The 14057-nt window shown below is 63.6% G+C and carries 11 protein-coding genes; all 11 read right to left on the bottom strand.

Annotated features, from left to right (window positions below; all coding sequences use genetic code 11):
- Positions 1-2 precede the first annotated feature (2 nt).
- The 11 genes from kdpB to QN413_RS13385 all read right to left on the bottom strand — a co-directional run bounded on the left by kdpB (position 3) and on the right by QN413_RS13385 (position 13993).
- Entirely contained in the window at positions 3-2096 is a 2094-nt protein-coding gene (kdpB, locus tag QN413_RS13335) for a potassium-transporting ATPase subunit KdpB (protein WP_323497097.1), read from the bottom strand.
- A 127-nt stretch (positions 2097-2223) separates the two neighbouring features.
- Entirely contained in the window at positions 2224-4026 is a 1803-nt protein-coding gene (gene kdpA, locus QN413_RS13340) for a potassium-transporting ATPase subunit KdpA (RefSeq protein WP_323497098.1), read from the bottom strand.
- A gap of 1 nt (position 4027) precedes the next feature.
- A complete protein-coding gene (gene kdpF / locus QN413_RS13345) occupies positions 4028-4126 on the bottom strand; it encodes a K(+)-transporting ATPase subunit F (protein WP_187054148.1) in 99 nt (32 codons plus the stop codon).
- Positions 4127-4372: 246 nt separating this feature from the next.
- Positions 4373-6244, bottom strand: a complete 1872-nt coding sequence (locus tag QN413_RS13350) for a TRAP transporter large permease subunit (protein WP_323497099.1) — start codon at positions 6242-6244, stop codon at positions 4373-4375.
- Between the two features lie 12 nt (positions 6245-6256).
- Positions 6257-7267, bottom strand: coding sequence for a TRAP transporter substrate-binding protein (locus tag QN413_RS13355; RefSeq protein ID WP_323497100.1), 1011 nt, complete (start codon positions 7265-7267; stop codon positions 6257-6259).
- Positions 7268-7322: 55 nt separating this feature from the next.
- Positions 7323-8108, bottom strand: coding sequence for an SDR family NAD(P)-dependent oxidoreductase (locus QN413_RS13360; RefSeq protein WP_416352181.1), 786 nt, complete (start codon positions 8106-8108; stop codon positions 7323-7325).
- 55 nt (positions 8109-8163) lie between these two features.
- Entirely contained in the window at positions 8164-9771 is a 1608-nt protein-coding gene (locus tag QN413_RS13365) for an acyl-CoA synthetase (protein ID WP_323497102.1), read from the bottom strand.
- 3 nt (positions 9772-9774) lie between these two features.
- Positions 9775-10941: an acetyl-CoA acetyltransferase gene (locus tag QN413_RS13370; RefSeq protein ID WP_323497103.1), complete on the bottom strand. Its 1167-nt coding sequence runs from the start codon at positions 10939-10941 to the stop codon at positions 9775-9777.
- Positions 10942-11037: 96 nt separating this feature from the next.
- Positions 11038-12396 (bottom strand): NAD(P)H-dependent oxidoreductase, encoded by a 1359-nt coding sequence (locus QN413_RS13375; protein WP_323497104.1) that lies wholly within the window; start codon positions 12394-12396, stop codon positions 11038-11040.
- A gap of 11 nt (positions 12397-12407) precedes the next feature.
- Positions 12408-13286, bottom strand: coding sequence for a phytanoyl-CoA dioxygenase family protein (locus tag QN413_RS13380; protein WP_323497105.1), 879 nt, complete (start codon positions 13284-13286; stop codon positions 12408-12410).
- Entirely contained in the window at positions 13283-13993 is a 711-nt protein-coding gene (locus QN413_RS13385; protein WP_323497106.1) for a GntR family transcriptional regulator, read from the bottom strand. Before QN413_RS13385 ends, QN413_RS13380 begins: the two co-directional genes overlap by 4 nt.
- Positions 13994-14057: the final 64 nt, after the last annotated feature.

Below are 14057 nucleotides of genomic sequence, written 5' to 3' on the forward strand. Positions count from 1 at the left end.
CTTTAAACGAGGTGCACGGCAACAAGGATCCAGTCGATCAGCTTGATGCCGACGAAGGGCACGATGAGGCCGCCGAGGCCATAGATCGCGAGGTTGCGGCGCAGCAGCGCGGCCGCACCGACGGGTCGGTAGCGCACGCCCTTCAGCGCCAGCGGAATCAGGAAGACGATGACCAGCGCGTTGAAGATCACCGCAGACAAGATGGCCGACGACGGGCTGGCGAGCCGCATCACGTTGAGCGCGCCGAGCTGCGGATAGGTCGACACGAAGATCGCCGGGATGATGGCGAAGTACTTCGCCACGTCGTTCGCAATGGAGAACGTGGTGAGCGAGCCGCGCGTCATCAGCAAGGCCTTGCCGGTCTCCACCACTTCGAGCAGCTTGGTCGGATTGGAGTCGAGGTCGACCATGTTGGCGGCCTCTTTCGCGGCCTGCGTGCCGCTGCCCATCGCCACCGCCACGTCGGCTTGCGCCAGTGCCGGTGCATCGTTGGTGCCGTCGCCGGTCATCGCGACCAGCCGGCCGTCGGCCTGGTACTGGCGAATGAGCGCGAGCTTGTCTTCCGGCGTGGCTTCGGCCAGAAAGTCGTCGACGCCGGCTTCGGCCGCGATGGCAGCCGCAGTGAGCTTGTTGTCGCCGGTGATCATCACCGTCTTGATGCCCATGCGGCGCAGCTCGGCAAAGCGCTCCTTGATGCCGGTCTTGACGATGTCCTTCAGCTCGACGATGCCCAGCACATGGTTGCCTTCGGACACGGCCAGCGGCGTGCTGCCACGACGCGACACTTCTTCGGATGCGCGCAGCACATCGGGTGGCATCGTGCCGCCGAGCGCTTCCACGTACTTCTGCACCGCGTGCACCGCACCCTTGCGCATGGCGATGGTGTCGACGTCGAGGCTGTTGGCCGCTGCCGGCAGGTCGGCACCGCTCATGCGCGTTTGCGCGGTAAAGGGCACGAAGGTCGCGCCTTCGACGCCGGCATCCGACACGTTCTGGCGGCGTGCCAGCTCGACGATGCTGCGGCCTTCAGGCGTTTCATCGGCGAGCGATGCGACCACCGCAGCGCGGGCCAGCCGCTCGGGGCGAACACCCGCGGCCGGCAGGAAAGCGCTGGCCTGGCGGTTGCCGTGCGTGATGGTGCCGGTCTTGTCGAGCAACAGCACGTCGACGTCGCCGGCGGCCTCCACCGCGCGGCCCGAAGTGGCGATGACGTTGGCTTGCATCATCCGGCTCATCCCGGCCACGCCGACCGCCGACAGCAGGCCGCCGATGGTCGTCGGGATCAGGCACACCAGCAGCGCGACCAACGCGGTGAGCGACACCACCGTGCCGGTACCGGCCGCGGCCACGCTGAACACCGAGTACGGCAGCAGCGTGACGGTGACCATCAGGAACACCAGCGTGAGCGCCACCAGCAGGATGGTGAGGGCGACCTCGTTCGGCGTCTTCTGGCGCTTGGCAGCCTCGACCATGCCGATCATGCGGTCGAGAAACGACTCGCCGGGGTTGACCGAGATGCGCACCACCAGCCAGTCGGACAGCACGCGTGTGCCACCGGTCACAGCCGAGAAGTCGCCGCCCGATTCGCGCACCACGGGTGCCGATTCGCCGGTGATGGCGCTTTCGTCGACCGAGGCCACGCCTTCGATGACTTCACCATCGAGCGGCACCACGTCGCCGCTCTCGATGAGCACGACGTCACCCTTGCGCAGGTTGGGCGCCTGCTCGGGCAGGAAGGCCGCCCCGTAGTGCGGCTGCTGCAGCTTCTTGGCCCAGGTGTCCTTGCGCAAACCGCGCAAGGAAGCGGCTTGCGCCTTGCTGCGGCCTTCGGCCAACGCTTCGGCGAAGTTGGCAAAGAGCACGGTGAACCAGAGCCAGATCGACACGGCCAGCACGAACGCCGGCGGCATGCCGGTGTCACCCGGAAATGTCAGCGCATGCAGCCAGAGCAGCGTCGTCAGGATGCTGCCGATGTAGACGATGAACATCACCGGGTTGCGCCATTGCACGCGCGGACTCAGCTTGGTCACCGACGACCACAGTGCGGGCTTGATGAGCGCACCATCGAAGAGAGAAAGGGAAGATCGGATTTGCATATCAATTGTCCATGAGGTCTTTTCCAGGAACACCGCGGAACTGGCTTTGCCAGGCCGCTGGTGTTGCCCCCGGTCAGGGGGTGGAAGTCGCGACACGCAGTGCGCAGCGACCTGGGGGGGGGAGCCTTTATTTCCAGAGCATGAGGTGCTCGACCATCGGCCCAAGCGCGAGCGCAGGCACGTAGTTGAGCAAGCCGACCAGCAGCACGGTGCCGATCAGCAAAGTCACGAACAGCGGCCCGTGCGTGGGCATGGTTCCGGCGGTCACCGGCAGCCGCTTCTTGGCAGCGAGGGCACCCGCGATGGCGAGCACCGGGACGATCACGCCGAAGCGGCCGAACCACATCGCGACCGCGAGCAGCCCGTTGTAGAAAGGCGTGTTGGCCGAAAGCCCGGCAAAGGCGCTGCCGTTGTTGTTGCCCGCCGATGTCAGCGCGTACAGGATTTCCGAGAAACCGTGCGCGCCAGGGTTGGCGATGCCGGCCTTGCCGTCCCCCGCGATGACCGCGATGGCGGTGCCTGCGAGCACCAGCATCGGCGTGACCAGAATGGCGATCGAGGTGAGCTTCATCTCGTGCGCCTCGATCTTCTTGCCGAGGTATTCAGGCGTGCGACCGATCATCAGGCCGGCGATGAACACTGCGAGGATCGCGAAGATCAGCATGCTGTACAGGCCGGTGCCGACGCCGCCGAAGACGACTTCACCGAGCTGCATCATCACCATCGGCACCATGCCGCCGAGCGGCGTGAGCGAGTCGTGCATCGCGTTGACGGCACCGCAAGATGCGGCGGTGGTGATGACGGCGAAGAGGGACGACGCATCGATGCCGAAGCGCGTTTCCTTGCCTTCCATGTTGCCGCCGACCTGCATCGCACTCGATGCCTGGTCGACACCGAGCGACGTCAGCAACGGGTTGCCCGCATGCTCGGCCGGCAGCATGACCAGCACGCCGATGACGAACAAAACCGTCATCGTCGCGAGCACGGCGAAGCCCTGGCGCCGGTCGCCCACGACGCGGCCGAAGGTGAAGCACAGACCCGCCGGGATTAGGAAGATCGCCAGCATCTGCACGAGATTCGACAGCGCGGTCGGGTTCTCGTAGGGGTGCGCCGAGTTGGCGTTGAAGAAGCCGCCACCGTTGGTGCCGAGCATCTTGATGGCTTCTTGCGAAGCGACCGGACCCATGGCGAGCGTTTGCGTGGTGGTCTTGGCGTCTTCGAGCACCGGAGCGCCAGCGGCGTCCTTGACGGGCTGGCCGCCGGCGTCGAGCTTGGGCTGTTGGTAAGCCTGTGCTTCGATCGTCGTCGCGGTCTTGTAAGCGTCGAAGTTCTGGATGACGCCCTGGCCCGCGAGCACCATCGCGATGACGAACGAGATCGGAAGCAACAGCCACGTCGTGATGCGCGTCAAGTCGACCCAGAAGTTGCCGACCAGGCCCTTGCCGTCGGTGCGTCGTGCCGCGAAGCCGCGAGCCAGCGCAAAGGCCACGGCGATGCCGGTAGCAGCCGAGAAGAAGTTCTGCACCGTGAGGCCGAGCATCTGCGTGAGATAGCTCATGGTCGACTCGCCGGCGTAGCCCTGCCAGTTGGTGTTGCTGACAAAGCTGACCGCCGTGTTGAACGACGAATCCGGTGACACCTCTGCCATGCCGGCCGGGTTCAACGGCAGCACGGCCTGCAGGCGCTGCAAGCCGTAGACGAAGATCGCGCCGAGAGTATTGAAAGCAACCAGCGCCAGCGCATAGGTGCGCCAGTGCATCGACTGGTCAGGCGACGTACCCGCCACCGCGTACAACGGCGCTTCGACGCGCTGCATCCAGCGCGGCAAGCGGCTGTCGCACATCGCGGCCATGAAGCGGCCGAGCGGCCAAGCCAGCACGCCCAGCAAAACGAGAAAGACCACCAGCAGGGTCCATGCGGAGGTGGTCATGTCAGAACTCCTCTGCGCGGATCAGGGCGTAGACAAGATAGGCGAACAACGCGATCGCAATGAATCCGCCGAAGCCGTAAAGCACTTCGAGACTGATCATTTGCGCGCTCCCTGTTCACCCTTGGCGGATTGCAGCTTGTGCAACCCGTTCACCATGCCGACCATTCCCAGCCAGAACACGGCGAGGGCGGCAATCCATACGAAGTCCATTCAGTCACTCCTGTTTCGAGACATGGCAGTCAGTCTCGGCAGGGGCACATAAAAACGGGGAATGGAGTCGGCCAGGGGCCGTAAAAAAAGCGTAAAAACCCGGCGCTTCGAGGGCGGACGCCGGGTCGCCCGTGCGTTAAAGGAATGCCGTGGAGAACCAGGGAACGGCCGCGATGACCACGACGCCGATGACCAGTGCGACGACGTACCCTACCAGCGGCCGCAGTCCTTCTTGCGGATCGATCCTGCTCACGGCGCACGCAGAGTAATAGCCCACACCGAACGGCGGAGCGAACAATCCGATGCCCATCGCCAGGATGACCACCATGGCGTAGTGCACCTCGTGAAGCCCCACTTGCTGGGCAATCGGAAACAGCAGTGGCCCGAAAAGCACGATGGCGGGAATGCCTTCGAGCACGCTGCCGAGAACGATGAAACCGACAATGGACGCGGCCAGGAACGTCCACTTGCCACCGGGGAGCGCCATCGCCGCCTCGGCAAGACTGGTGGAGAAACCCGATTGCGTCAGCGCCCACGCCATGCCGGTGGCCGCGCCGATGATCAGCAGGATCGCACCGGACAGCGCGGCCGTGTCGAGCAGCATCGGCTTGAGCCGATTCCAGTCGAACTCTTTGTAGATCAACAGCCCGACGGCCATCGAATAGACGATGCCGATCGTTGAAACTTCAGTGGCGGTGGCGATGCCCTCGACGACCGAAAACCGGATGACGAAGGGCAACGCGATGGCAGGCGAGGCTGCAAGGAGATGCTTCGCGATCTGCGCCTTGGTGCTGCGGGAGATATGCCGAAGATCCTCGTGACGGTGTCGATGCCAGACGACCACGCAAAGCAGCAGGCCGACCACCACGGCCGGCAGCATGCCACCCGCGAACAACGCGGTAATCGAGACGCCGGTGACGGAGCCGACCGTGATCAACACCAGGCTCGGCGGAATGGTCTCGGTCTGTGCGCCCGTCGCAGAAAGCAGCGCCACCAACTCACCCGGCTTCGACCCGCGTTTGCGCATCTCCGGAAAGAGCGCGGGTGCGATGGCCGCCATGTCGGCCACCTTGGATCCTGAAATTCCGGACACAAGGTACATGGCGCCGACCAGCACGTAAGAGAGTCCGCCCTTGACATGCCCGATCATCGAAGCAAGGCAACCGATGAGGCGTCGCGCCATGCCGGTCGCCTCGATCAGCAGCCCGAGAAAGACGAACATCGGTACCGCCAACAGGATCAGGTGCGACAACCCCTCGCCCATGCGCCCGACCAGGACCGCCATCGGCGTGGTCGTGGTCAACGCCAGGTAGCTCAACGTCGCCAGCCCGAAAGAAAATGCGATCGGCACGCCAGCGAACACGCACGCCGCGATCATGAAGACGAAGAAGATCACAAGGTTGAGGTTGCCCAACGAGGCAAACAGCGGTTGCGCCAGCAAGAGCGCTGCGGCACACGCGCCGATCAGTACCAACGATGCCAGTATCACTTTCCACTCTGCGACGACGGCGAGCCGCAGCAAGCCGGCCAGCAACATCAGCAGCATGCCGACCGGGAGGGCCGCCGCACGCCATGAACTCGAGACCTCCAGCCCCGGCATCATCATGAATTGCTCGTCCACCGCGTAGTCGTAAGCCGGCACCAGAATGCAGCCGAGAAAGACCATGGCCGCGATCATCGCGACCGTCTCGAGCAGCGCACGCGTGGCCGGCGAAGCCTTGTTGACGAAGGTCGACATCCGCATGTGCTCGCCGCGCCGCAACGCGATGACGGCCCCCAGCATCGCCAGCCAGATGAACATCAACTGGGCGAGTTCATCCGACCAGATCAATGGTGCATGAAACACATAGCGCGCCGCGACGCCGGCGAACAGGATGAAGATCTCGCCGATCAGCAGCAGCGCCGCGACGTTTTCAATGACGCTGAAAAATGCCTGGTCCAGTCGGGCCGCCAGGGGCCGCAAGGGAGGACGTGCAACAAACGCCGGGGAGAGTGCCTGGGTGTTCATGTCCTGTTCCGGTCACACCAGTTTGCCGACGGCCGCCTCGAGCTTGGACCAGGCCTCGTCGCCGAATTTCCCCTTCCACTCCGAATAGAACTTGCCCTGTTGCAGCGCCGCCCGGAACGGCTCGGTTGCCGGCTTGTTGAACGCGAGCCCTTTGCCGGCCAGCTCTTGCTGCAGCGACACCGCCAGTTTCTCGCTTTCGGCACGCTGGACCATCGCGGCGGCATTGAAGTTCTTGGCCACGATGTCCCGCATCCCGGTCGGCAGTGTTTCAAACGCCCGCTTGTTGGCCAGCATCCAGTACCCGTCCCAGATATGACCCGTCAACGCGCAGTTCTTCTGAACCTCGTAGAGCTTCGCCGACTGAATGATGGGGAGCGGGTTTTCCTGCGCATCGACCAACTTGGTCTGCAGCGCGCTGTAGAGCTCATTGAAGTTGATGCCGGTCGGTGATGCCTTGAGCGTCTTGAACAGCGACAGCAGCAAGGGACTCACGGGGACGCGGATCTTCAGTTCGTTGAGGTCGGCCGGCGTGCTGATGAGCTTGGACGATGTGACATGGCGAAACCCGTTGTCCCATACCTTGTCGAACACATAGAGATTCGCCTTGGAAATATGCAGACGGATGAAGGCACCGACATCGCCGTCCATGGCCTTCCAGACACTGGGGTAGTCCGGGAACGCGAAGCCCACGCTGTTGAGTGACGCCATCGGCACCAGGTTGGCAAGGATCACACCGGCCAGCGTCAGGAAGTCGAGCCCGCCCGAACGAACCTGGCTCAGCATGTCGGTATCGGAGCCCAGTTGCCCGTTGGGGAACACTCGGATGATGACCTTGCCATCGGTTTCGGACTTGATTTTTTCTGTCGCGTCGGCGAGCGCCAGGTAGATCGGATGCGTGTTCTGAACATTGGTCCCGACCTTGAAGTTGAAGGTGCCGTTTTGTGCGGTCGCGGTCTTGCTGCCAAGACCGATAAGGCCGATGGTCGTGGCGGTCTTGAGAATGGTGCGGCGTGAGGTTTGCATATCTTCTTGTCTCCTGGTTTATCGTGGTTATCGTGGTTATTTTTTTTAGTCGCTGTCAGGCACATCGGGCGGTGAGTCCGCCATCCACTGTCAACTGGATGCCTGTGACGTAGCGGGCTTCATCCGATGCCAGATAGAGCGCGGCATAGGCGGTGTCCCATGCGTCCCCCATCTTTCCCGTGGGCACTTGTTTGTCGCGCTGTTCGAGCATCGAATCGATGTCGCCGCCGTACGTCTTGAGCAGCGGCGCGCGGATCAACGGAGTGTTCATGAAGCCTGGCATCACGCAGTTGGCACGGATGCCTTGTGCGGCGTACTGGACTGCGATGTTCGACGTCATGGCAACGATCGCAGCCTTGGCGGCGCTGTAAGCAATGTAGGGAAAGCCGATCCAACGTACCGCGGCGACGGAGCCAATGTTCACGATGGCACCGGACTGTCGTTCGATCATGTGCGGCAGCACGTGCTTGCAGGCGAGGAACACACTGGTCTGGTTCACCGCAATGACATGGTCCCAGCTTTCCTCTGAAGTCTCGACCGGCCCGCCCACCTCGACGATTCCCACGTTGTTGTGCAACACGTCGATTCGGCCGAAATGCGCCATGCAGGCGTCGACGGCTTGCTTCAAGTCGGCGCTGACGGACGCATCGGCCCGGAGTGCAAGGCAGGAGCCCCCTTCACTCTCGATGATCGCCCGTGTTTCTTCGGCAGCGTCCAGCCGAGAGTCGAGCGCCAGGACCTTGGCGCCCTCTCGCGCATACAGCGTGGCTGCCGCATTGCCATTGCTCCAGCCCGGCCCCGACGAACCGGCACCGCTGACGATGACGACCTTGTCTTTCATTCGATGGCTCAATGAAAGTCCTTCACGCGTGGGATGGGTGGCACTGCCGCCACGATCAATCGACGGAGGCGATATCGCCGCGTTCCACGAGAAGCCGCAATACGTCGTTTTTGGTCACCTTGCCGTACCCCGATTTGGGCAAGGACTCCCAGAAAAACATCCGGCGTGGCCAGCGGTACTTTGCGCATCGGCCATCGAGGTGGGCCAGCAGGGCCTGTTCGTCGACCGGACTCGCCGAGGCCCCGCGAACGATCACCGCAACGCCGATTTCTCCCCATTTGGAATCGGGTACGCCCAGCACGGCGACCTCGGCGACGCCCGGGTGCGTGAGCAGAACCTCTTCGACTTCACGCGGGTACACATTGGATCCGCCGGAGATGTACATGTCGGATTCGCGGCCGGTGATGTAGAGCAGCCCGCGGCTGTCCATGCGGCCCAGGTCGCCCGTATGGAACCAGCCACCTTGCAGTGCCTTGGCCGTGGCATCCGGGTTGTTGTGATACCCATTGAAAACAGCAGGGCCACGGCAGCAGATTTCGCCGACGGTGCCAGCTGCGACACGCTGAAACCCTGCGCCCAGAATCGCGACCTCCATGCCCACTCGGGCCCGACCGCAGGATCCGATGTTGGCGTTGGGGTCGTCGTCGTCCGTCGAGTGCATGTCGGGAGTGAGGACGGTGATGTTGCCGGTGACCTCGCCGAGACCGAAGTACTGCACCAGCACCTTGCCCAGTTTGCCGAGCGCAAGTTTCTGGTCGATCCGGTACATCGGTGCTCCGGCATAGATGACGTAGCGGAGTGAAGAGTGATCGTAACGATCGACGGCCGGATGTTCGACCAGCATCTTGACGATCGTCGGGACGGTGAAGACGTTGCTCACTGCATGCCGCTCGACGAGTTGCCAAAACGACTCCGGATCCAGCCTTTCGCCCGGCATCATGACGGTAGCGGCACCCCGGGCCACATTGAGCAGCGCATGGATTCCGGCGCCGTGCGAGAGCGGCGCGACCGCGATCGAACAGTCTTTTTCCGTGGTGCAGGGAATCAGTTCGGCAAGATGGTTGGTCACCACGAAAGCCATTTGTCCGTGCGTGAGGATGCCCGCCTTGGGCTTGCCGGTCGTGCCCGAGGTATAGAAAAACCACAACGGGTCGTCGTAAGCGACTGCGGCGCACTCGACCGATCCGCCAGACTCGTCCGAGTCTGCTGCGTGCTCTTGGACGAGTCCCTCGTACGAACTCTCACCGGCACGCGGATTCCCGATGCAGACCACCAACTCCAGCGCATCCGATGCCGCACGCACGGCGTCGACGTGCATCGCGAAATCCGACTCGTAGATCATGAGGCGTGCACCGCTCGATGCGCCGAGGTACGAAATCTCGGGTGGCGTCAGGCGGAAGTTCGTCGGTACCCAGACGCAACCGAGGCGAAAGGCGACCCAGCAACTTTCGAACAACTGCAGGTTGTTGCGGGACTGCACGAGGATCTTGTCGCCCTTCTTCATGCCCTTGTGGCGCAATGCCGCCACCATGGCGTCGACCCGCGCGTGGATTGCCTTCCAGGTCCAGGTCTCGTCGCCCTGGATCAGACCTGCGTGTTGCGGAAACAACCGGGCCGTTTGCGTCAGCAATTGGCCGAGGTTCATGACTTGAGCCGGGTGCATCGATCAGACCGCTTCGAGCACGCTCAGGTAATTGGCCACTGCAGCGCCGCCCATGTTGAACACCGCGCCCCTTCGCGCGTTCGGCACCTGCATGTCCCCGGCAGTCCCGGACAACTGCATTGCAGCCATGACGTGCTGCGACACGCCGGTGGCCCCGATCGGATGGCCGCGCGATTTGAGGCCGCCCGATGGATTTACCGGCAGTCGTCCCTCCATGCGGGTCACGCCGTCCAGGATGACCCGAGCACCCTGGCCGTGTGGGGCCAATCCCATGGCTTCATATTCGAGCAGTTCCGCAATGGTGAAGCAGTCATGCGTCTCCACGAACTGCAGGTCCGATAACTGCGACTGTGCCGCGGCAAGACCCTCGCTCCAGGCCCGGGTGGCTCCTTCGAATCGCGTCGGATCCCTGCGCGACAGGGGAAGGAAGTCGTTGACCTGCGTGCGCGAGCGCCAACGCACGGGGGACACCTGCGCATTGCCCACGGGCTCCAAAGACAGCACGAGCGCAGCCGCTCCATCCGACACCAGCGAACAGTCCGAGCGCTTGAGAGGTCCGGCGACAAACGGATTCTTGTCGGACACGGTCCGGCAAAAATCGAAGCCGAGATCGCGTTTCATGTGCGCATAGGGATTGCGAACACCATTGATGTGATTCTTTGCAGAGATTGCCGCGAGGGCATCGGACTGATCGCCGAAACGCTCGAAATAGGTCGCCGCGATTTTTCCGAACACTCCGGCAAAGCCTCCCGGCTCGCTGCCCTCTTCCTTGACGTAAGAACACTTGAGGAGCACGGCGCTGATTTCCTTGTTCGGCAGCGTGTTCATCTTCTCGAAGCCGACGACGAGCACCCGCTTCATGCGGCCGCTTTCAAGCGCATCGAGTGCAGCCCAGATCGCAGCGGAACCCGTGGCGCACGCGTTCTCCATGCGCACCGCCGGGGTGAACCGGAATGCCGGGATGGCGACTGCCGCGATCGAGGCACTGAAGTCTTGCGGTACGAATCCGGCATTGAAGGTGCCGACGAATATGCCGTCGATGTCTTTGGGCTCGAGTCCGGCACTCGCCATTGCGGGAAGCGCGGCGTCACGAAACATCTGCTCTATGTCGAGCTGGTCGAGTTTTCCGAAGGGCGTGTGCCCCCAGCCGATGATGTGTGGGGTTGGCATTTGCAGTGTCTTTTGGTGGCGAGAGCGTGCTCGCGGTGAAAGCATCGACCGGCTGTGGCCGGATGCTGGGCCGAACAACCGGCCTTCAAGCGACCTTCAGGCGACCTTGGCGTGTGGCAGCGCGAACATCGACTCCATCTCCGCGCGCAACTTGTAGGCGTCGGTCGACATGTCCATCGCGACGTCGGCCCAGCTCAGGCTCTGGCCCTTCTTGACCGGCCGCAGCACCTTGACGTTGTGGGCCAGACCCAGCGGCAGCCCGCCCATTCGCAATGAACGATCGGCCGGGAGCAATTTGCCCCAGACGGTGTAGCCGCCTTCGCCATCGAGCATCTCGCCCGGCATCAGGTCGCGCTTGGCGGTCGCCACCACGTCGGCGTTCCAGCAGGTCGCGACGCCGGTGGCCTCGCCGCGCAGGGCGACGCTGGCAACCGACACGCCGACCTCCAGCCCGATCAGGTGCCAGCGCTTGTACAGGGTGAAGTAGCGACCGCTGGGGTCGGTGTGCGCGTTGTATTCCTCGAAGCAGTTCTTGATGTAATCGGTCTCGGCTTCGACCGTCACCCACACGCCCATGCGGATGTCGTAAGGGATGCGCCGGCCATCGGCCTCAAGCGACGAGATGACTTCGACCATGCCCTTGCGCTCCAGCACCCCGCCTTCACTTTTCGGCCGCGTCACGACCGGAATGTCTTCCACGCTGGCCGGCGGATAGAGCAACCCGTCGGACGGCACGAAAAGACCGGTGGCGTTGGCCACCGAGGAGCTTTCGATCGACGGCTTGGAGCCGTCGAGAAAGCTGTTGAACATCTTCGGGTTGAGGCCGCCGCGCTCGGCCTGTTCGGGCGTCAGGCCGTAGTTGCCCCAGACCGTCTCGGGCGTCGATTCCGAGAAGTGCGGCAACCACTTGTGGCCGCGACCGGCCGCCACCACCGGAAAGCCACAGGTACGCGCCCAGTCGACCAGGTCGCAGATCAACGCGGGCTGGTCACCGAACGCCAGTGAATAGATCACACCGGCGTCTTGCGCCTTGCGCGCCAGCAACGGGCCGCAGAAAGCGTCGGCCTCTACCGTCACGTTGACCACATGCTTGCCGTGCGCAAAGGCATCCAGGCAGTGCTGCACGGCCGCCACCGGATTGCCGGTGCACTCGACCACGATATCGATGCCGGCGTTGCGCGTGACGGCTTGCCAGTCGTCGGTGATCCAGGTGGCGCCGGTCTTCAGCGCCTCCTGGGCCGAGCGCGCCTGCGTGCGTGCTGGATCCCAGCCGACCCGCGTCAGGCTGGCACGCGCCGCGCTGGGCGAGAGGTCGGCGATGGCGACCAGATGAATGCCGGGCGTTCGCGGAATCTGCGCCAGGTACATCGAACCGAATTTGCCGGCGCCGATCAACCCGATACGGATCGGACGGCCTTCGGCTTCGCGTTGCTGGAGTTTGGAGTGGAGGCTCATCACGCTTCCTTTCAAGCAGTGGTGGCTTCGTCGATGACGTCGAGCGACGTCTGCAGCGCGCTTTCTGGCAAGCCGTGCTGCCACGGCGTGTCGACCGGGTAGGGCTTCAGCAGGCAGTCATCTGGCAGCATCGCGATCGGGGTGAAGTCGCGCTGCGCGATGAACTCGGGCCGCTTGAACCGACGAATATGGTTGCTGACCGCGCACAGGCTCAAGTACACCGCGACACGGTTGAACGGCGACAGGTTGCTGCCCGAAGCGTGCACCAGGCAACTGTGGAACAGGATCATCGAGCCGGCCGGGCCCTTGGGCGAGACGATGCCGCCGTCCTTGCCGCCGGCGCGATCGACCAGTTGCCGGATCAGGTCGTGGTCGACCGTCCAGAGCGGGTAGCTGGTGGTGGTGAGGTCGTGCTTGGCATCGACCACGCCCTTCTTGTGACTGCCCGGGATGAACATCAACGGGCCGTTGTATTCACTCACGTCGTCCAGGAAGATCGCCACGTTCATGGCGCGCTCGGTCGGCATCAGATCGTCGTTGAGCCAAGTACCGTAGTCCTGGTGCCACTGCCACACGTCGCCCTCGAAGGCCATCTTTCCGTTGATCTTGAACTGGTGCATGTAGACCTCTTCCTCGAAGAGATCGGTCACCGGCCCCACCATCCGTGGGTGGCGCGCCAGGCGAGCGAAAGGCTCGCTGATCAGGTGCGCCGCAAAGTTGGTGCGCACGGCATCCTTGCCTTTTTCTCGCACGTTGAATGCCTCGCGGCGGCTGTACAGGTCCGGCACCGCCTCGGTCAGGGTACGGGTTTCTTCGGGCGTGAAATGACCGGGAAAGAACAAGTAGCCGTCGCGATCGAATTGCGCGCGTTGTTCGGGTGTGAGCTTCATCGTGGGTCTCCGGAAAGTGCGGTGGTCGAGGTGGAAAGGGCCGGGGTGTTCAGTCGTTCGGCAAGGCGCCGGCCGAGGTTGGCGCTGGCTTCCGCGCCGTGGTCGTTGCTCAGCCGCGCGGCGCCGTCGGCGTCGCCGGCCGCGATCGCGTCGGCGATCGATTGGTGTTCGTCCCAGAGCGATTCGCGCTGGGTGGCGGACTGCAGCACCGCGCCCATAGCGCGTCGCAGATGGCGCCAGTGGTGATCGGCGCTTTGCCCGATCAGTGCGTTGCCGGATGCGGCGTAGATCGCCTGGTGGAACGCCATGTCGGCATCGAGCATGGCCTCCACGCTGCGGCCGCGCGCGGCACGCCGGCCGCGTTCGATCAGCTTGGGGTCGATACGAAAGCACTGTGCGGCAGCCAGTCGCGCGGCCAGCATGTCGAGGGCGCCCCGCACCTGGTAGACCTTGCGCGTCCACTCGACATCGAGCGGGGCCACCCACACGCCCCGCCCCGGCGCGTCGTGCACGAAGCCGTCTTTCTTGAGCAGCCGCAACGCCTGCAGCACAGGCTGCCGCGACACATTCAAGCGGCGCGCGATGTCCTCCTGGGTCAGTCGTTCACCCGGCGCCAACGAGCCGCTGCTGATGGCGTCGAGCAGCGCCCGGTAGACCTGATCGACCAGGTCGGGGGCGGAGGGAATCTGAACCAGGGAGGTTGCCATGACGTACTTCGAACTCTGTATACAGAGTACCAAGGGTGTCGACGCCCACCTAACGGGTTTCTAC

It is taken from the genome of Variovorax sp. LG9.2 (assembly GCF_035018885.1).
Classification (GTDB): domain Bacteria; phylum Pseudomonadota; class Gammaproteobacteria; order Burkholderiales; family Burkholderiaceae_C; genus Variovorax.

Coding starts and splice junctions, on each gene's coding strand:
- kdpA (WP_323497098.1), bottom strand. CDS start 4,026: ATGACCACCTCCGCATGGACCCTGCTGGTGGTCTTTCTCGTTTTGCTG.
- kdpF (WP_187054148.1), bottom strand. CDS start 4,126: ATGATCAGTCTCGAAGTGCTTTACGGCTTCGGCGGATTCATTGCGATC.
- kdpB (WP_323497097.1), bottom strand. CDS start 2,096: ATGCAAATCCGATCTTCCCTTTCTCTCTTCGATGGTGCGCTCATCAAG.
- QN413_RS13350 (WP_323497099.1), bottom strand. CDS start 6,244: ATGAACACCCAGGCACTCTCCCCGGCGTTTGTTGCACGTCCTCCCTTG.
- QN413_RS13370 (WP_323497103.1), bottom strand. CDS start 10,941: ATGCCAACCCCACACATCATCGGCTGGGGGCACACGCCCTTCGGAAAA.
- QN413_RS13380 (WP_323497105.1), bottom strand. CDS start 13,286: ATGAAGCTCACACCCGAACAACGCGCGCAATTCGATCGCGACGGCTAC.
- QN413_RS13365 (WP_323497102.1), bottom strand. CDS start 9,771: ATGCACCCGGCTCAAGTCATGAACCTCGGCCAATTGCTGACGCAAACG.
- QN413_RS13355 (WP_323497100.1), bottom strand. CDS start 7,267: ATGCAAACCTCACGCCGCACCATTCTCAAGACCGCCACGACCATCGGC.
- QN413_RS13375 (WP_323497104.1), bottom strand. CDS start 12,396: ATGAGCCTCCACTCCAAACTCCAGCAACGCGAAGCCGAAGGCCGTCCG.
- QN413_RS13385 (WP_323497106.1), bottom strand. CDS start 13,993: ATGGCAACCTCCCTGGTTCAGATTCCCTCCGCCCCCGACCTGGTCGAT.
- QN413_RS13360 (WP_416352181.1), bottom strand. CDS start 8,108: ATGAAAGACAAGGTCGTCATCGTCAGCGGTGCCGGTTCGTCGGGGCCG.